Annotated in this window: 15 protein-coding genes; 9 read left to right on the top strand and 6 right to left on the bottom strand. The window is 39.2% G+C overall.

Annotated elements, in window-relative coordinates:
• Positions 1–122 precede the first annotated feature (122 nt).
• On the top strand, positions 123–1,676 hold the full coding sequence (locus tag MHB58_RS07610; RefSeq protein ID WP_008406514.1) for a class I adenylate-forming enzyme family protein: 1,554 nt from the start codon (positions 123–125) through the stop codon (positions 1,674–1,676).
• 82 nt (positions 1,677–1,758) lie between these two features.
• The gene (locus tag MHB58_RS07615; protein WP_340734953.1) at positions 1,759–2,541 is read left to right on the top strand and encodes an enoyl-CoA hydratase/isomerase family protein; all 783 of its coding nucleotides are present in this window, start codon (positions 1,759–1,761) and stop codon (positions 2,539–2,541) included.
• Between the two features lie 131 nt (positions 2,542–2,672).
• On the opposite strand, the gene MHB58_RS07620 is transcribed toward MHB58_RS07615, so the two are convergent.
• A complete protein-coding gene (locus tag MHB58_RS07620) occupies positions 2,673–4,487 on the bottom strand; it encodes a serine hydrolase domain-containing protein (protein WP_340734954.1) in 1,815 nt (604 codons plus the stop codon).
• A gap of 185 nt (positions 4,488–4,672) precedes the next feature.
• Between MHB58_RS07620 and MHB58_RS07625 the strand changes: the two genes are divergently transcribed.
• From MHB58_RS07625 to MHB58_RS07635, 3 genes are all read left to right on the top strand, one after another.
• Entirely contained in the window at positions 4,673–5,650 is a 978-nt protein-coding gene (locus MHB58_RS07625; RefSeq protein WP_340734955.1) for an NADPH:quinone reductase, read from the top strand.
• Positions 5,651–5,816: 166 nt separating this feature from the next.
• Complete coding sequence (locus tag MHB58_RS07630; RefSeq protein ID WP_014824175.1) at positions 5,817–7,655, top strand: hypothetical protein; 1,839 nt, start codon at positions 5,817–5,819, stop codon at positions 7,653–7,655.
• Positions 7,656–7,787: 132 nt separating this feature from the next.
• A complete protein-coding gene (locus MHB58_RS07635; protein WP_014824174.1) occupies positions 7,788–9,215 on the top strand; it encodes an aldehyde dehydrogenase family protein in 1,428 nt (475 codons plus the stop codon).
• A gap of 570 nt (positions 9,216–9,785) precedes the next feature.
• On the opposite strand, the gene MHB58_RS07640 is transcribed toward MHB58_RS07635, so the two are convergent.
• Genes MHB58_RS07640 through MHB58_RS07660 form a run of 5 tightly spaced genes read right to left on the bottom strand, consistent with a single transcriptional unit; the run spans position 9,786 to position 14,591 of the window.
• Positions 9,786–11,141, bottom strand: a complete 1,356-nt coding sequence (locus tag MHB58_RS07640) for an LLM class flavin-dependent oxidoreductase (protein WP_014824173.1) — start codon at positions 11,139–11,141, stop codon at positions 9,786–9,788.
• A gap of 14 nt (positions 11,142–11,155) precedes the next feature.
• Entirely contained in the window at positions 11,156–11,968 is an 813-nt protein-coding gene (locus tag MHB58_RS07645; protein WP_014824172.1) for an ABC transporter permease, read from the bottom strand.
• Positions 11,969–12,790 carry an ABC transporter permease gene (locus MHB58_RS07650; RefSeq protein WP_008406522.1) on the bottom strand — a complete coding sequence of 274 codons (822 nt, stop codon included), beginning with the start codon at positions 12,788–12,790 and terminating at the stop codon, positions 11,969–11,971.
• Between the two features lie 19 nt (positions 12,791–12,809).
• Positions 12,810–13,802 carry an aliphatic sulfonate ABC transporter substrate-binding protein gene (locus MHB58_RS07655; RefSeq protein ID WP_014824171.1) on the bottom strand — a complete coding sequence of 331 codons (993 nt, stop codon included), beginning with the start codon at positions 13,800–13,802 and terminating at the stop codon, positions 12,810–12,812.
• 15 nt (positions 13,803–13,817) lie between these two features.
• A complete protein-coding gene (locus MHB58_RS07660) occupies positions 13,818–14,591 on the bottom strand; it encodes an ABC transporter ATP-binding protein (protein ID WP_014824170.1) in 774 nt (257 codons plus the stop codon).
• A 428-nt stretch (positions 14,592–15,019) separates the two neighbouring features.
• Here MHB58_RS07660 and MHB58_RS07665 point away from each other — a divergent pair, with 428 nt between their 5' ends.
• The 4 genes from MHB58_RS07665 to MHB58_RS07680 are packed head-to-tail and all read left to right on the top strand — an operon-like array spanning position 15,020 to position 18,376.
• On the top strand, positions 15,020–16,159 hold the full coding sequence (locus tag MHB58_RS07665; RefSeq protein ID WP_340734956.1) for a betaine/proline/choline family ABC transporter ATP-binding protein: 1,140 nt from the start codon (positions 15,020–15,022) through the stop codon (positions 16,157–16,159).
• Positions 16,156–16,803 carry an ABC transporter permease gene (locus tag MHB58_RS07670; protein WP_014824169.1) on the top strand — a complete coding sequence of 216 codons (648 nt, stop codon included), beginning with the start codon at positions 16,156–16,158 and terminating at the stop codon, positions 16,801–16,803. Before MHB58_RS07665 ends, MHB58_RS07670 begins: the two co-directional genes overlap by 4 nt.
• On the top strand, positions 16,800–17,696 hold the full coding sequence (locus tag MHB58_RS07675) for an osmoprotectant ABC transporter substrate-binding protein (protein WP_340734957.1): 897 nt from the start codon (positions 16,800–16,802) through the stop codon (positions 17,694–17,696). The genes MHB58_RS07670 and MHB58_RS07675 overlap by 4 nt, the downstream gene beginning before the upstream one ends.
• Complete coding sequence (locus MHB58_RS07680) at positions 17,693–18,376, top strand: ABC transporter permease (protein WP_014824167.1); 684 nt, start codon at positions 17,693–17,695, stop codon at positions 18,374–18,376. Before MHB58_RS07675 ends, MHB58_RS07680 begins: the two co-directional genes overlap by 4 nt.
• The last annotated feature ends 200 nt before the right edge of the window (positions 18,377–18,576 follow it).

Consider the following 18,576-nt stretch of genomic DNA (forward strand, 5'->3'; position numbering starts at 1 on the left):
TCTGGACTTTACAAATAGAGTGGACATTCTATAAAGAGAATAGTCATTCTAAACATATCAGCGATTGAATATTTATTAATAATAACAACTTAATAATAATTTTAGAAAGAAAGGTGATGGAGATGGAACAAAAAGTATTATCGATGTCCCAACAACTGTTGATAGGGGAAGCGCTTAAATATGCTGCACATAATGTTCCTGAAAGGGATGCGTTTATTTATGGAGATCGTCGTATAACCTATCGGGAACTTTTGACGCGTTCGATTCATTTAGCGGGATGGCTTCAAGCGCAAGGGATTGGTGTAAATGATAAAGTTGGATGTTTGCTGAAAAATGGACTGCCCTTTGTCGAGCTATATTTTGGTGTCTCTTTATGTGGTGGCGTTTTTGTCCCGATCAATTTCCGTTTAGTTTCTAAGGAGATTGAATATATCGTTAACCAATCCGATGTAACTATCTTATTTATTGAAGAAGAATTTATCGAAAGCATTCGCTCGATTAACTTGCCTCAAGTTAAACTCATTGTCCCAATTAAATGCGGGGATTCCGAACTTCAAACAAATATGATTTCATATGAGGCAATATATAGTACACCTGCTGACTACGAGGAAGTAAATTTCACTGACGAACATGCACATGCAATTATTTATACATCAGGAACAACAGGTAAACCAAAGGGCGCAGTGTTAACCCATAAAAATTATTATATGAATGCGATGAATAAACTCTATCATTCTCCACCTAGAAAGGGAGCAAAGCAACTGATTATTCCTCCTCTTTTCCATGTTGCAGCTCTATCCTCTCTTTTACAAAATTGTCTAATAGAAGGCACAATTATTTTGCATCGTGAGTTCCAGCCGGATATTGTTCTAAAAACGATTCAGGATGAAAAAATTGAAACAATGTTTATGGTTCCTGCGATGTGGAATTTTCTGTTTCAAGTGCCAAACTTATTAGAATATGATTTAAGTTCGATGACAAACTGCGCTTTAGGAGGAGCAATCTGTCCAATTGAAATAAAGAAGAAGATTTTGCAAGTATTTAAAAATGCAAGTATTTTAGAAGCATTTGGGCAGACAGAAATGAGTCCCTCCACAACATATTTAGCGGGTGAAGATGCACTAAGGAAGACTGAATCAGTTGGAAAACCTTCTATAAATGTAAGAGTAAGAATTGTGGATGAAGAAATGAATGATGTGCCTGTTGGAGAAGTGGGAGAAATTGTGTACCAGGGACCCACTACAATGAAGGAATATTATAAAAATAAGGAGGCCACAAAAGAAGCATTTAAAGGGGGATGGTTTCATAGCGGCGATTTAGTTCGAATGGATGAAGAAGGATTCATTTATGTAGTAGACCGGAAAAAGGATATGATTATTAGTGGTGGTGAAAACATTTATCCGAAAGAATTGGAAGATGTTTTATATGCTCATCCGGATATTTTGGAAGCTGCCGTAGTGGGTATTCCCGATCCTCAATGGGGTGAGGCTGTCAAAGCATTTATTGTCTTAAAGCCTGGTAAACAGATGACTGAGGAACAGGTAATTCAATATTGTCAAAATAGCATTGCCTCGTATAAAAAACCCCGTGCAATTGAATTTATGGAATCTTTGCCTAGAAATGCAACAGGAAAGGTACTTAAAACGGTTTTACGTAAGGGAGCTTACCAATTATAACTACAAGAATGTACAGAATGCAGTTTTTAATTTTCGGAATAGTCATAATTTTCCGGGAAATAATGAAGGAGGCAGAAGCAGCTTGCTTAACAAAAGGATACAAGTGACAACTGCAGAAAATGGTGTTTGTACCGTTAAATTAAATCGCCCTCAAGTGAGAAATGCGCTAGACCTTCCAATGCGGGAAGAATTAAGAGATTTCTTTACTGAAGTTAAAAACAATGATGATGTGAAAGTAATTGTTTTAACAGGTGAAGGAAATACGTTTTCTGCGGGCGGGGATTTAAGTGCGTCAAAAGATGTTGATGGGGCAACCGGACGGAAGAGACTGCAATCGGGACATGAGATGATTTCTTCCATTGTAAATCTTGAGAAACCTGTTATCGCTGCAGTAAACGGAGCGGCAGCTGGAGCAGGGGTAAGTCTGGCATTAGCTTGCGATATGATCATTGCAAATCAATCTGCTGTATTCATTCAAAGCTTTTCAAAAGTTGGGTTAATTCCTGATTTAGGTGCAATCTACTTTTTACCTAGACTCATTGGAAGACATCGGGCACTTGAAATGATGTTTTTGGGAGACAAAGTATCAAGCGAGCAGGCTTTAGATCTTGGGATTGTTAATCGAGTAGTTGGAGAAGAGTCGTTGACAAATGAAGTTTACAAATTAGCGGAACAGCTTACAGAAGGTCCACAAATGGCTCTAGGATTAATGAAGAAATTAGTAAATAGAAGTGTTCTTGATGATCTGTCCCAATCTATGGAGCTAGAAGGATTTGCACAAGCAATGTGTTTTGAGTCGGCAAATTTTAAAGAGGGTGTCGAAGCCTTCTTTGAAAAACGAAAACCTGTTTTTAATAAATCATAGATCGAAAAAATTGATTTCATGAAGAATGTACCGGGTGCATTGACAATCCTAATTTTTTTCTGCACCAGGTACATAATGAAATAGAATAATTATGAAAGCTTGAAACGCAAGTGCAAATGCAAAAGGATTAATTAATAATAGAGCTCCCAGCAAAGAATGAGTACGACGAGCAATAGTGCTGACATATATGAACATACATAGCGAATTTTTATCCCACCTGCAGGCTTGATTTTTCTCCAGTTTAAAAATAGCGTTACTAGACAAATGGCTACGAAGGCGATATATGCGAAATTCAGCCAAAAATGAATTTTTAAGGCTGAGTAAGAAACATAATTCAAAGTTCTATAAGCTAAAATTATGATATTTATAAAAGGTATAATATTCGTGGAAAGTAAAAGCAATTCCCATTTATCTATAACTGTCCCTCTGACTGCTTTTTTTCGATTGATGATTTTTTTGATAAACAAAATCACTAAAACTATGAGCGTATACAAACCACTAAAAGCTGCAGCTATGATACTGAAAATATTAATGATTTTCATATTTTGAGAGACAGGCAAGAAATCACTTGTCGGCATTGAAATCTTATTCACGCTACCACCATTCAGCGTAACATGAAAATATATACGGTAATCATCTAAAGATCTATAAAGATAAGGCGCGATTTGTTCAATTTCCATCCCAAAAGCATTCACTCTGTTTGTTTCTGTCGCTTCAAAATGACCAATACTAAGGGCGCTGTACAGTTTAGTGAAACCTTTATAAGGTTGCCTTGCCATAAAGTAACTTCCATCAAGCTCATGCGCATTTGGCATTGTTTGCTTGCCAACATCAGCAGAATACTCCCCGTACACAAGGGTTGGCAAACCGTAACTCAGTCCTGCTTCACCCGCCTGATTAGTAAAAACAATTACGCCCAAATTTTTATCTTTTGAAAAGGTAAAATTGCTCGAAAAACTATCTGTATTTCCCGCATGTTCAAACACTTCAACTGTATATAGCCCTTTCCAAAAACCATGTGCATTACGTGGTACGCCATCGTCATAAACATCACTTGTCGTCAGCATTTCATCTAATGTACGATTATTGTGAAACAACGGGCTGTTCTCGCCGTCTGCCGGCATAAGAGCCAACATGAATTTAGCTGCATCCTCGATTGTACCGATTGCACTTCCGGCGGGATATAAACCGATAAAGATTCGTTCATTTTTAGAAATAGTAAATTCACCGTCGCTGCTCACAATATATCCATAAATGTCATCTCTTTTTATTTTTACATTGTCGTTATCTTCCTGTGTCGGATGAATCGTTGTGTCCTTCATACCTAAAACAGAAAATATATGCTCGTTCACATAATCATAAAAGGGCTGTTCTGTAAGCTGCTCCACAATAAAGCCGGCGAGTGCTACACCATAGTTTGAATAGGCGACTACACTTCCTGGTTCGTGCACTTGATAAGGCTCAGTAATATGAAGCATTTCTTCCAAAGGCTTTATTTCGTTTGCTGACATATAGAAAAGATCTGTAAATTTTTCTTCCCAGCCAGCATTATGGTGCATAAGGTTCAACATTGTAATCGGAGCATCATGCCGTATTTTTGTCAAAAATCCTTCCGGTAAATACGTACGAATATCTCCATCTAATTTCAATTTTCCTTGCTCTACAAGCTGCATCACACTGGTCCACACAAGAAGCTTCGTAACGGAGCCCCATTCAAATACAGTATCAGTTGTGACTTTTACCTGATTTTCAACATCAGCAAAGCCATACGACGTATTCAAGAAAATTTCTCCGTCCTTTATAATCAGTACATTGGCTCCAGCTGTAGAAGTCCCGATGTATTTCGAAGCATATTCATTCACACGGTCCTTTAGATCGGTATAAGCAATCCCTGAAGGTGTAGACATAAGTTCTTTTGCAGAAACAACTGGTACAAAACTTAGCACCAGTACAACTACCAATAAAATTATTTTTCTTATTATTTCTCTCCTCCTCTTATATCAATACATACTAAACAATTGAAATATTACAATTTTAAAGAAATTACATATGTTTTTAAGCGAAGCTATCTCTATACAAATGATAATTTTTCTAATATTCTTAATACAAAATAGATAATGGGGTGAAGTTAGTGAAAACGATACGAATCAATCAATTTGGTACTTCAGAAAATTTAGTAGTAGAGCAGGCAGAATTGCATACACCAGCTGAAAATGAAGTACTGATAAACCTTTATGCAGCAGGCGTGAATCCAAGTGATGTTTATACTTCTACAGGTACATATGCGATAAAACCGAATCTTCCGTATACGCCAGGCCTAGACGGTGCTGGGATTGTGGAAAAGATCGGCGAGCAAGTGACAAACGTAAAAGTAGGGGACCGAGTATTTATCGCGAGCTTGCCGAATGGTAAGGCGACCGGTACATTCGCACAACAGATTGTTTGTGAAGGCCGCTTTGTTCATCCGATTCCTCAGCATATTTCGTTTGAACAAGGAGCAGCATTAGGAGTTCCGGCATTGACTGCATACAGAGGAGTAGTTGGAAGAGCAAACGTGCAGTCAGGGCAAACGGTTTTCATTCACGGAGCTAGTGGCGCTGTAGGTTTACAGGCTGTTCAAATCGCAAAAGCTTTAGGTGCAAAAGTGATTGGAACAGCAAGCCGTGATTCCGGGAAACAGCTTGTAAAAGAAGCCGGCGCGGATGTCGTGCTGGATCATATTAAAGAAGAAACAATGAATGCAGTTTTGGAAGCCAATGACGGCAAAGGCCCAGATGTTATTATTGAATTTCTGGCTAACGAAAATCTGCAGACCGATTTGCAGATGATTGCTAAGCACGGCGTAATCGTTATTGTCGGAAACCGTGGAGAAATCGAGATTAATCCTCGTCTAATTATGCAAAAAGAATGTGATGTACGGGGCATGGTGCTGTTTAATGTGTCTGCAGAAGAACATCAGGAACTGATTCATGGTGTGGCAAAGCTTCTTGAATCAGAACAGCTCAAACCTGTTGTTGGTTACAGTTATCCGTTAGAACAGGCTGGCAAGGCATTTGATGCCGTAATCAAGGGTGAACATAACGGGAAAGTAGTTGTAATAACTCAATAATAGATTTTTGGACTAGTAAATATACTAGTCCTTTTTTTATCTAACAATACTCATAAATAATTTGAATACTTATGTTACTATTTTGTTAGTTTACAACTATTTAACAAAAAGTTATCAAAGATTGTTATGATAGTTGTATAGAACGAGAGGAAAAGGTAGCAAACAAATGGGATTTAAAGAAGAATTTAAACGGGAAATGCGCAATGTCAAAAGCGATGTTGCGAAAGAAGTGGAAAAGCATTGGGTCCTCGATTTTGAAGGTCATCAAATAGAAGTAATGAATGGCATGATGGAAGAAATATTAAAAGTAGATGGACAAATTATTGCAAAGAATGTACGGAAATCAATCTGGTCGCATATTGTACCGTTTTCAACGCTGAAAGGAACATTCCAATCAAACAACGGTAAAACACATAAAGTATATGTGAAAATAGGCGGTTTTGTTAAATTGAATGTAACAGTAAAAGTGGATGGAAAACAGCTGATGCATGAGGCTTTGAAACTTCATTTTTTACCTTGGACAAATAAGGAGTACATTGTTCCTTTTTTAGAAGAACAATTTCAACAGAACCAGCAGCTTATAACAAAAGATTTGCCGGATGACGAGTTTTTATATGATGAACATCATCCGAAATTTGCACCGGGGTTTGCAGACCAGCTTCATCAGGAAGCCGTAACGCCATTTTATACGAAAAAGCTGATAAAGTTATTTTTGGAACAGGCCGTGAATCCGAACGATCAGACACGGAAAGCAACTTACGAAAAAATTAAAGATGAAAAGGTTATCAGCTACTTCCATGAATTTCTGGAACTGTTTTATGAAGCGGAAAAGGATGAAAATCGTGTGAAAGAAGAGGCAATTTGGCTTCTGGAACATGCGGCACATCGTGAAGTCGTTAAATTTGCACTGCTTGTTCTGGGTACTGTGAAATGTGAAGAGTATAAGCAACGCTTGAAAGTGATTGCATTGCATGAAGAATTCACCGGCGTTGCGTTATATGCATTGACTAATGGTACAACAAACAGTAATGAGACGGTGTGGTATATTGCGAAAAATGTTTCGGACTGGGGTAAACTCGAAGCATTGAATTTCCTGGATGCTTCAAATGAAGAAATTCGCCAGTGGATATTACTGAAGGGTCTAAAAAATACCGTACCGGGAAATGCCTCAGCATTAATGTGTGCTGAAAAAGGTAAACTTGATATTGAACTGCATGAAAAAATTATTTCCGGGAAAATATTTGACGGTGCAGGGGCGATAATATTAGCTCTTCTATATGAAGGGGCGTACCAAAGATTGGACGAGTATGAATACGCGGGTCAAGTACTGATGCGCTATACGCACCATGCGAAAACACATTGCCGTACCTTCAACCAGTTTTACATTTTGACAGAAATTCATGAATACTTGCAATATGATGAGGAAACATGGGAAGACCGCTTTTCTTCTAACTGGAAACCGCATGAAAAGCGCGCGGTTGAAGAAAATATTGAAGACATTTCCCGGAATCCTATATGGCTGCAGCAGGCGATGGAAATTCTGCAAAATGACCAAGAGGGTGAAGATAAGGCGTTAGCAGTAGCCCACTTTTATAAAGCGGATATTACGGACATCGTATTCCAGAAATTAAAGAATAATCCGGAAAACATACAATATTATTATTCATTATTTGCTGTAAAAGATCCGAAAATTATCGAACGGCTAATAGGAATTACGGAGTCATTTGGAGATTTCAATGAACTGACGAACGATCAGAAAGTTGTTGTTTTATCTCTTATTGAAGAATTGGATCAGTATAATGGTGTTGGTCTGAATTTCATTGGGCAAGCGCTAAAAACTACTGACGACCATCTGCAGTACATGGCGATTCTGACATTGCACTCATTCGATCGTGCGTATTGGCGAGGTACGGAAATCGAACAGCTTGTTGGACGTTATGCAAAAGAATCCAAAGATGCGGATGTGAAAGAAATCGCTAAGCAATTGCTTTCAATAAATGAATAGATAACGCTTTTTAAAAATTCGAAGTGCTATTACAGGCTTCGAATTTTTTGTGTTCTAAGGTGAATTTCAAATGTTTACAGACAAGCACAAAGGGAATATTTTTTATAAGTCGATTTATAAAGGAGTTTGATTATGCTAAATCATACAAAACAGTACATCAATGGGGAATGGGTTAATTCTACTGGAACAGATACTATTGAAGTTATTAATCCGGCGACAGAAGAAGTAGTTGGTAAGATTAGCAGCGGAACTGAAGAAGATGTGAATCGAGCGGTCCAAGCAGCAAAGGAGGCGTTCCCGGCATTTTCTAAAATGTCAGTGGATGACCGTATAAAGCTTTTAGAGGCAATTGCTGAGGAATATGAAAAACGTAAAGACGATTTAGTAAATATAATGACCGCTGAACTAGGTGCGCCTATTACAAAGTCGGAGGAAATCCACTATAAGATGGGGCTTTCACACTTTAAACAGGCGGCAGAACAGTTAAAAACCTTTAAGTTTACGGAAGAACGAGAGAAATCCTATATTCAAAAAGAACCGATTGGTGTAGCAGGTCTGATCACACCGTGGAATTTCCCTACAAATCAGATTTCCACTAAGCTTGCCAGTGCATTGGCAGCAGGTTGTACGATGGTTGTGAAACCTGCTTCCCAAACACCATTTGCAGCAGTAATTCTGGCGGAAATTTTGGATAAAGCCGGTGTTCCAAAAGGCGTATTTAATCTTGTCAATGGTTCGGGTTCAACAGTTGGTGAGGCAATCAGTTCTCATCCGGATGTCGATATTGTATCGTTTACAGGATCTGGAGAAGTAGGCAGCGGTTTAATGAAAAATGCTGCAGAAGGTATTAAAAATATCTCCTTGGAACTTGGAGGCAAATCGCCTTTCGTTATTTTAGAAGATGCGGATGTAAAAGAAGCAGCAAAGACGGCATTGGCTCAAATTGCTATGAATACTGGGCAAGTATGTTCTGCTGCTACACGCATGATTGTACCGGAAGAAATGCATGATAAGTTCATAGAGGCAATGAAAGAATTAGTAACAGAATTCCCAGTTGGCGATCCGCAGGACAAAAACACATTTATGGGTCCGCAAGTTTCAAAAGACCAATGGGAAACGGTTCAGTCCTATATTAAAAAAGGTGAAGAAGAAGGCGCAAAAATTGTAATCGGCGGCCTTGGCAGACCCGATGGAATTGATAAAGGATTCTTCTCCCAAATAACCGTTTTCACAAATGTGAAAAATGATATGACAATTGCACAAGAGGAAATCTTTGGTCCGGTTATGTCGGTTATCACTTATAAAGATTTAGACGAAGCAATTGATATTGCCAACGATACGATTTATGGTCTTGCCGGTTATGTATTCGGAAATGATAAAGAAGAACTGAAAAAAGTCGCTTTATCAATCCGAGCGGGACAAATCCGTATTAATAATAGTGAAACAGATCGATCGGCACCATTTGGCGGATTCAAACATTCTGGTATTGGCCGTGAATGGGGCGATTATGGAATCGAGGAATTTCTTGAGCCAAAAGCGATTATGGGAATGCCGTTATAATCGTGAAGCTGTCCAAGTATCAGTGACTTGGGCAGCTTTTTTGTGCTTTGGAGAAACGTTAGGATTTTATTAGAACAGTTGGAGAGTTTATTAGAAGAAGTGTATTGGTTATTTGAAAATCTCAGTGGGATATTTGAAAAGTTGCCCCTCTTATTAGAAGAAACATGAAATATATTAGAACTTCGGGATTTTATTAGAACATATAAAAATATATTAGAAGATTTAAGAGTTTATTAGAAAAGCGGTACCTGACACCCCCGAAAAGAATCAACTAATATTCAAGTTATCCACAAGTAACTGAAAATTTAGAAAATTATTGCGCGGGCAATATCTGCACCTTTCCCTTGTCCCTACAATGATTGCCTCAATTTCCTTTGCTTAATTTCAAACGTAAATTAGGTTTTTCCTGAAATATAAACTTAATGACTACGCCAATATTTATTCCCCTAAGATTCTGAGTTTAATAAAAATCCCCCGGAGAGAATGAACTCACAGGAGATTGCTGAGAAAATTTTTATAGAAATTAATCATGAGAATAGGGAGAGTTTTTTTGAAAATTTATAGCTATCATTAAATCTGTAAACTCACCTGTTCCTTATTCTTTTTAAAATGGTTTCTCTCCGGCCGGACCAAACCTAGATGCTCGCGCAGCGTATCACCTTCGTACTCTTTGCGGAAAAGACCGCGTTTTTGCAGCTCGGGAATTACTAAATCCACAAAAGTGGTTAAATGATCCGGAAGAACAGGTGGCATAATATTAAACCCATCGCAAGCATATTCATTAAACCAAAGCTCCAGTAAATCTGCCAGCTGTGCAGGAGTGCCGACAAATTCCAGATGGCCCCGCGCTCCGTGCATCTTACGGCCAAGTTGGGCAATGGAAAGATTCGCTTCACGTGCGGAGTCTATAAATAACTGGATGCGGCTCTTCATCGCATTTGATTGTGCAGCTAAGTCCGGCAGCTCAGGTAGGGGACCAGTTGCCGGATAGTCGGATAAATCAATACCTAAAAAAGCGGAAACGGTTTTCAAAGCTTCATCATCCGAAATTAATTGATTGAGCTCTTCATATTTTTCCCAAGCAGCTTCTTCTGTTTCGGCAATAATTGGTGAAATACCAGGCATAATCTTGATGCTGCGTGGATCACGGTTTTCTTCAGCCAATTTCGCCTGGAGCTTCTTATAAAATGCTTTTGAATTTTCCAGTGATTGACTTGCAGTAAAGACCACTTCACCGGTTTTTGCCGCGAAGGCAATACCGGCTTCCGAACCGCCTGCTACAACGAGTACCGGATAGCCTTGCGGTGGACGGGGTACATTTAAAGGACCACGCGATGCATACCATTCGCCTTTATAATTAATTTCCTTTACGGAACCTGGCTTTATAAATTTACGATTTTCCTTGTCATTAATGAGCGCATTGTCATCCCAGCTATCCCATAGATTACGTGCCAGATCTACATATTCTTCAGCCATCTTGTAGCGTAGCCCGTGCTCAGGATGCTTTTCTTTACCAAAATTCTGTGCTTCGGTGTCATGCTGTGATGTTACAATATTCCATGCAGCCCGCCCGTGACTAATATGGTCTAGTGTTGCAAAGCGTCTTGCTAAATGAAACGGTTCGTTGTATGTTGTAGAACTAGTTGCTGTTAGTCCTAATTTTTTTGTATGAACGGCTATTGCTGATAATAGGGTAACAGGATCAAGCATACCGGATGCCGTCTGCTCAGCACCTGAAACGTGTAGGTAATCCGCCAGAAACATCATATCGAATTTACCGCGTTCGGCAGTTTTTGCGACTTCTATGAAGTAATCGATATCAAAAGGGTTGTGGCCTGATCCGGATGGATGACGCCAACTTTCACTATGATGACCACTGTAATAAATAAACGCACCTAAACTTAATTTTCCTTCTCTTTTACTCATATTAAAATTCCCCCTTAACCTTTGTATGTGTCACGCCATTTTAAGGCGCGTTTTTCAATTGAACCGACGAGCGAATCCGTGAATTTGCCAAGAATAATAAATAAAATGAGCCCGACAAACACAATATCTGTTTGCGAATAAGCACGGGCATCCTGAATCATATAGCCAATTCCAGCACTTGCGCCCATCATTTCGCTGACAACGAGCACAAGCCAAGACGTCCCCATTGCCAGACGAAGACCAAGTAAAAGGTTGGGCATTGCTGAAGGAAAAATAAGCTTTGTTAATTTTTCCTTAAAAGAATATTGTAAAATACCGGTCACTTCATAGAGTTTTTGGTCAACAAGACGAATGCCAAGAAAAATATTGACGTAAACCGGGAAAAATGCGCCAAGTGCGATCATCAGCACTTTGCCAAACTCACCAACGCCAAACCATAGGATAAAAAGGGGTATGAGCGATAATAGCGGCACAGTCCGTAACATTTGAAGGGACGGGTCTATCAATTGCTGTGCAATTTTACTGAAGCCGGTCGCAATACCTAAAATGATCGCGGTAAGGGCACCTAACAGAAAGCCGAAAATTACACGCTGCCCACTAGCAAGAAAATGAACAGGCAATTCCCCATTGGCCAATAAAATCCAAAATGTCGATGCAATTTTAAGTGGTGTCGGTAAAATATGTTCTTCTACGAGACCAAATGTACCTGCCAATTGCCAAAGCACTAAGATTGAAACAGGAAAATAAAGCGGATAAATGATGTGCTGAACTTTCTGCAATGGCCATCTACGTTTTACTTCCAGCGTTTCCTTTGAAACTAGCGTCATTTATTTCCCTCCTTTAAAAGTGCTCTGCCAGTTTAATAATTTTTTCTCCACTGTGAGCACAAGAAAATCCGATAACTTTCCGAGTAATGCAAAGATGATAATTCCTACAAATACTGTCGTTATAATGGACATAGAACGCGCATCATTTATTAAGAATCCAATTCCCTCTGTTGAGCCCATCATTTCAGCGACTACCAACCCTAGCCATGAAACCCCAACAGACAGGCGTAGTCCTAGTAAAATATGGGGAAGCGCGGACGGGATAATTAGTTTTAAAACAAGCTGCATTTTATTAAACTGCAAAACTCGTGCTACTTCGAATAACTTACTGTCTGCTGAACGAATTCCTAAAAATGTATTAATATACAGAGGGAAAAAAGCGCCTTTTGCAATTAACAATAGTTTCGATGTTTCCCCAAACCCGAACCATAAGATGAATAGTGGGGCAATTGCTAGATGGGGAAGCATGCGAATCATTTGAATTGTTGGGTCAAATGCACGTTGGCTTTTATAGGAAAATCCAATAATCAGGCCCAGCACCAAACCAAGAGACCCGCCAATAGCCAAACCGGCCAGTGCACGTAAAACCGATACTTGCAAATGTCCGAGCAAATGCTGTTGCTGCAGTAAAAAAATGAATTCATTCCAAATAGCTGAAGGGGCAGGGAGTAGAAGCGGATTTAAATATCCACTTCGGCCAGCCCATTCCCAAAGAAACAGTAAACTTACAGGAAGGAGCGCACCCAGTAGTAGCTGCCTGCTCTTTGCTGAAAATGCGATCTTTTTCCTGTCTTTGGGTAGAGTTTTATTAAGTGTGACCATGACAACGCCTCCTCAAAAATTATTTAACGGCTTCCTTATAAAAGCGATTGTCGAATACTTCGGAAACATCGATTTTTTGACGAATTGTCCCCTGTTTATATTGAAAATCTGCCGTTTTTTGGTGTTCCTGAATAATTGCATCCTCTACTAAAATATTTATGCTTTTTGAGCGTTGTCTTGTTTGCTCCATTAACGCAACTGGTAGATTACGTTCTTTCGCATAACGCTCCACGGCTTCGGTTTCGTTTGCAGTTTCCCATGCCAAAAGCTCATTTAATGTTTTTAAATACGTCACAACAAGTTCGGGGTGTTCTTCAGTAAATTTTGACCGTGCAATCGTATATGAAGGGGAGAGAAGACCGACTGATTCTCCGTCTGCAATAATTGTTCCCTTTTCAGACAGCGTATTAATTGTTAAGTAAGGCTCCCAAATCGCCCAGGCATCGACACCCCCTGAATCGAAGGCAGCCTGTGCTTCATCGGGATTTAAGTTGATCAGTTCCACTTCATCTGGATTGATGTTTAATTTATCAAAGCTTCGCAAAATAAAATCATAGGCATTTGTTCCTTTACCGACAGCTATTTTTTTTCCTTTCAGCTCTTCCAAAGTAGTAATGCCGCTGGATGACTGGACAATAACACCTACGTTTTTCTTGCCTTCCAATGTTTGAGAAATAATCTTAAAAGGAATATTGGCAGCTTGTGCTGTAATGACAGGCATGTTGCCAAGTCCTGCAATATCCAATTTGTTCGAGGCAATTGCTTCAGTCATCGGAGGGCCGCTTTGGAATTCCACCCATTCCACCTTTGCCCCATGTGATTCAAAAGCCTCTTCAAATAATCGATCTTCCTTAGCTTTACCGAACAAGCCGCCACTCCCTTGGATCCCGATTCGAACGACTAGATCATTACTATTTGAGGATGCTTTGGAGGATTTTGTTTCTTCACTTGCACACGCTGCCAACAGGAAAGTTAAAGCTAATAATAATAATGTGTATAACTGTTTTCTCATATAATTTCGCTCCTTTTATATACCTGCACCAACTGTGTAGGACTCATCTTCAACTCTTTCAAATTCATTCAGTACTTTGCGACGCATTTCCTGGAAAGACAGCGAAGACCGTTTTCTCGGGAATGTAAGTTCAATAGGCAACACCGCTTTAATATGTCCCGGTCGCGGATTCATAATGACAACCCGTTGTCCAAGGAAAACAGCTTCATCCAAATCATGTGTTACAAAAATCATCGTTGTTTTGTTTTTCGTCCAAATATCGAGCAATACTTCCTGCATATGCGAACGTGTGAAAGCATCAAGCGCACCAAATGGTTCATCCAGCAGCAACACCTTTGGATTTCTTAACAGTGCACGTGCAATGGACACACGCTGTGCCATGCCGCCTGAAAGCTGTTTCGGATAGGCAGTTTCAAATCCTTCTAGTTTCACAAGCTGGATCAGTTCATCTACCTTTTTACGAACAGAAGGATTTTTAAGGGACTGATCACCGGCGATATTTTTCTCGACCGTTAGCCATGGAAATAGGCGCGGCTCCTGAAAAATAAATCCTTTCTCCAGACTGGGTCCTTTAATAGGCTGTCTGTCCAGTTCAACAATGCCTTCATAAGTCGTATCTAGACCTGCAAGTATTTTAAGCAAGGTACTTTTGCCACATCCGCTTGGTCCAATAACTGTTATGAATTCACCTTGCTCAATTTGCAGATTCACATCTTTTAATGCAATTACTTCTTCGGTTTGCGTTGAGAAAATTTTGTTTAACGATTGAATAGTTAACGCATGTTCCATCAATATTTTCCTCCTTGTCAATAAAAAAGAGGCACATAATTGGCGTATAAATACCCCATTATGTGCCTCTAGTTATCTAGTCAGCTTCAATACCTAGTAAACTTATATACATAATAAATAATGTTAGCTTCATTGTCAAACAATTTCGAAAATAATTCTTTTACCCATTGGATAAAAGAATTTAAATACTTATTTTAAATGCAATTAATTTATATAATATCTGTTTTTTCATAATGCTTTTAATGTTTTCAAGCAAATTATTTTCAATTAATAAACAATCCCATTATTACAATTAAATAAATAATAATGCAATATTGAAAAATTAATGTCATTCTTGTTACGTTTTTTGAAATAAAGGGTAAGGAATGGAAGTATTCCTCAAATAAACTGAGAAATACAACAATACATAAGAAGAAGGAATGAGCTGTATGTTACATATCGAAAACTTACGGATGGTATACCGTGGCGGGAAAGTGGCCGTTGATAACTTAACACTTGATATTAAAAAAGGAGAGTTTATAGCATTTATTGGTACAAGCGGGAGTGGTAAAACGACAGCCCTTCGTATGCTTAATCGCATGGTAGAGCCTACAAGCGGAATGATTTCAATAAACGGAAAAGAAATCACGAAGCTGAATCCAGTCACTCTTAGGAGAACTATCGGCTATGTCATTCAACAAATTGGTTTAATGCCACATATGACAATCCGTGAAAATATTACGCTTGTCCCGCGGCTACTTCAATGGTCGAAAGAAAAACGCGATGAAACGGCCAAATACCTTTTATCGTTAGTCAATTTACCGGAAGCGTATTTAGACTATTATCCATCCCAGCTTTCGGGCGGGCAGCAGCAGCGTATCGGTGTAATTCGTGCTCTTGCAGCTGAGCAGGACATTATCCTAATGGACGAGCCGTTCGGTGCACTTGATCCGATTACCCGCGATACATTACAGGATTTAATTAAAGAGCTTCAAAAGACACTTGATAAAACGATTATTTTTGTTACGCATGATATGGATGAGGCGATTAAGCTTGCTGATCGCATCGCTATCATGCATGAAGGGAAACTTGTGCAGTTTGATACCCCTGACAATATTTTAGCGAGTCCCGCCAATGACTTTGTAAAAGAATTCATCGGTTCGCATCGTTTAATCCAGCAAAAACCAAATATAAAAACGGTGGACGAAGTAATGATTAAACCAGTATCAATTACCGTTGAACGCAGCTTGGATGAGGCAATCCGCTTAATGGTTAAATCACGAGTGGATACGTTGTTTGTTACAGATGGACAAAATCGATTACTCGGTTTTTTAACAGTCGAAAGTTTAACAGGGAATGCGCGCACGAAAAAAAGTGTTTCAGAAGTTTATAATCGGGATGTCATTTTCATGAAGACGGGTTCCAAACTTCAGGATACGGTTCGTCGTATTTTAAATCTTAATTTGAACAATATTCCGGTTGTTGATGATCAGCAACATCTCATGGGCCTCATTACTCGAGCGAACATCGTAGATATTGTTTACGATACGATTTGGGGAGAAGAGGAACAGGAGCTGATGGATGTATGATGAGCTTTTTCACGGAAAATAGTGCCGATATTTTACTTAAAACATGGGAGCACTTCTACATATCTTTTAGCGCTCTATTATTAGGAGTGATCATCGCCGTTCCTTTAGGCATATTGTTGTCGAAAACGAAGACAGTCGCAAAAATCGTTCTTACAGTTACAAGTGTCCTGCAAACAGTACCGTCCCTTGCTCTGTTAGCGATTATGATTCCTTTTTTAGGTGTCGGCAAAGTACCGGCAATTTTTGCGTTATGCATCTATTCTTTACTGCCAATATTGAACAATACGTTTATTGGGATGCAATCTGTTAATCAAAATATTAAAGCGGCAGGTACAGCAATGGGCATGACCCCGTTGCAATCGATGCGAATGGTTGAATTACCGCTTGCCATGCCAATTATTATGTCGGGCATCCGATTATGTGCAGTATATGTTATTTCATGGGCAACATTGGCATCATATATTGGTGCTGGCGGATTAGGAGATTTTATTTTTAATGGACTAAATTTATATAAAACAGAGCTCATTGTAGGAGGGGCATTAATAGTAACTGCCTTAGCCCTGCTCGTGGACTTTCTGTTAAGCCGTTTTGAACGCTTCATGATTCCAAAAGGGCTTCGTATGCAAGGAGGTCGAACATCATGAAAAAATTTTTACTGCTTTTACTGTCTGTCATTGTTTTAAGCGCTTGCGGCAAGGAAGATGATAAATTACGTGTAGGATCGGTAGTTTCCACAGAAGGTCAAATTACCGCTTACATTGTGAAAGGGATGCTGGAACATTACACTGATGAAGAAGTAGAGTTGATCAAAAATCTAGGCTCTGCTGTCGTGCTTCATCAGGCAATGCTAAACGGTGATGCGAACATTTCGGCAGTGCGTTATACCGGAACAGATTTAACGGGGGCACTCGGACAAGAACCTGACAGTGATCCGGAACAAGCATTGAAGATGGTACAGGAAATATTTCAAAAAGAATATCAAATGACATTTTTCGATTCATATGGATTTAATAATACGTATGCTTTTATGGTAACAAAGGAAACAGCGGAGAAATTCGGGCTGACTAAAATCAGCGACTTAAAAAAAGTAGCTCAGGACTTGCAGTTGGGTGTTGATACGTCATGGATGAACCGTGATGGCGATGGGTATAAAGCGTTCAGTGAAGCGTATGGTTTTAAATTTGGACGCGTCTTCCCGATGCAAATTGGGCTAGTATATGATGCGGTTGCTCAAAACGAAGTAGATGTCGTGCTTGGCTATACGACTGATGGACGTATCGCTTCCTATGATTTAACCGTTTTAGAGGATGATCTGCATTTTTTCCCGGCGTATGATGCATCACCATTTGCAGATACGGAATTATTGGAGAAAAAGCCTGAAGTAAGAAATGCTCTGCAACGACTAGTTGGCAAAATTTCCACAGAAGAAATGCAGCGCCTGAATTTCCTGGCTGACAATAACTTAATTGAACCGACAGTTGTTGCTGAGGAATTTTTAAAGGAACACGATTATTTTTCAGGAGATGATACACCATGACGGATATGACACAGCTAACGGTAGTTGAACAATTTTTCTTTTATATGAGGGAAAATGGTTCTTATGTATTTTCACAATTTCTCGCACATTTTCAGTTGTCTGTGTATGGTGTATTGCTTGCATCTATAATAGGTATACCAATAGGGATTTGGATCTCGAAATTTCCGAAGATTTCAGGTCCTGTCATTACACTCGCCAATATTATTCAAACGATCCCAGCGCTCGCATTAATGGCAATGATTATGCTCGTTTTAGGTCTTGGAAAAACGACGGTTATTGTGACCGTATTCTTTTATTCTCTTTTGCCGATTGTTAAAAATACATTTGTCGGTATTCGGAATATTGATCGTAGCTTAACTGATGCAGGGCGCGGTATGGGAATGACCAAGCTACAAATTCTGTATATGGTGGAGCTGCCTTTAAGCCTCTCTGTTATTATAACTGGTATTCGCATTGCCCTTGTCGTGGCAATCGGTATTGTCGCTATTGGTGCGTTTATTGGAGCTGGCGGTCTGGGTGATATAATCATTCGCGGAACAAATGCTACGAGTGGTACTGCTATTATTTTAGCGGGAGCACTTCCAACCGCATTAATGGCAATTTTGGCAGATGTACTACTGTTATGGCTGGAGAAACGACTTGATCCAACAAAACGAAAAAAATTAAACGTCGCAGCTTAGAATAATAAAAATTTTCAAAACCCCTATTTTCAAAATAGGGGTTTTTATTCTTTTGGGAATATTTTGCGATAACTGTTATAACAACTGGTAATATTTTTAAAAAGAGGGAAGAGGGAGGGCTTGATTTTTTATGTTATTAATAAAACGGTTAGATATATGGCTTATTGGCTTTAACGTTTCGTAAATTATGTTAAATTATT

This window comes from Solibacillus sp. FSL K6-1554 (assembly GCF_038005185.1).
Taxonomy (GTDB): Bacteria; Bacillota; Bacilli; order Bacillales_A; family Planococcaceae; genus Solibacillus; species Solibacillus silvestris.

Bases quoted from the DNA above. Each gene is read 5' to 3' on its own strand.
- MHB58_RS07610 (WP_008406514.1), top strand. From the start codon at position 123: ATGGAACAAAAAGTATTATCGATGTCCCAACAACTGTTGATAGGGGAA.
- MHB58_RS07630 (WP_014824175.1), top strand. From the start codon at position 5,817: ATGGGATTTAAAGAAGAATTTAAACGGGAAATGCGCAATGTCAAAAGC.
- MHB58_RS07635 (WP_014824174.1), top strand. From the start codon at position 7,788: ATGCTAAATCATACAAAACAGTACATCAATGGGGAATGGGTTAATTCT.
- MHB58_RS07640 (WP_014824173.1), bottom strand. From the start codon at position 11,141: ATGAGTAAAAGAGAAGGAAAATTAAGTTTAGGTGCGTTTATTTATTAC.
- MHB58_RS07645 (WP_014824172.1), bottom strand. From the start codon at position 11,968: ATGACGCTAGTTTCAAAGGAAACGCTGGAAGTAAAACGTAGATGGCCA.
- MHB58_RS07650 (WP_008406522.1), bottom strand. From the start codon at position 12,790: ATGGTCACACTTAATAAAACTCTACCCAAAGACAGGAAAAAGATCGCA.
- MHB58_RS07655 (WP_014824171.1), bottom strand. From the start codon at position 13,802: ATGAGAAAACAGTTATACACATTATTATTATTAGCTTTAACTTTCCTG.
- MHB58_RS07660 (WP_014824170.1), bottom strand. From the start codon at position 14,591: ATGGAACATGCGTTAACTATTCAATCGTTAAACAAAATTTTCTCAACG.
- MHB58_RS07665 (WP_340734956.1), top strand. From the start codon at position 15,020: ATGTTACATATCGAAAACTTACGGATGGTATACCGTGGCGGGAAAGTG.
- MHB58_RS07670 (WP_014824169.1), top strand. From the start codon at position 16,156: ATGATGAGCTTTTTCACGGAAAATAGTGCCGATATTTTACTTAAAACA.
- MHB58_RS07675 (WP_340734957.1), top strand. From the start codon at position 16,800: ATGAAAAAATTTTTACTGCTTTTACTGTCTGTCATTGTTTTAAGCGCT.
- MHB58_RS07680 (WP_014824167.1), top strand. From the start codon at position 17,693: ATGACGGATATGACACAGCTAACGGTAGTTGAACAATTTTTCTTTTAT.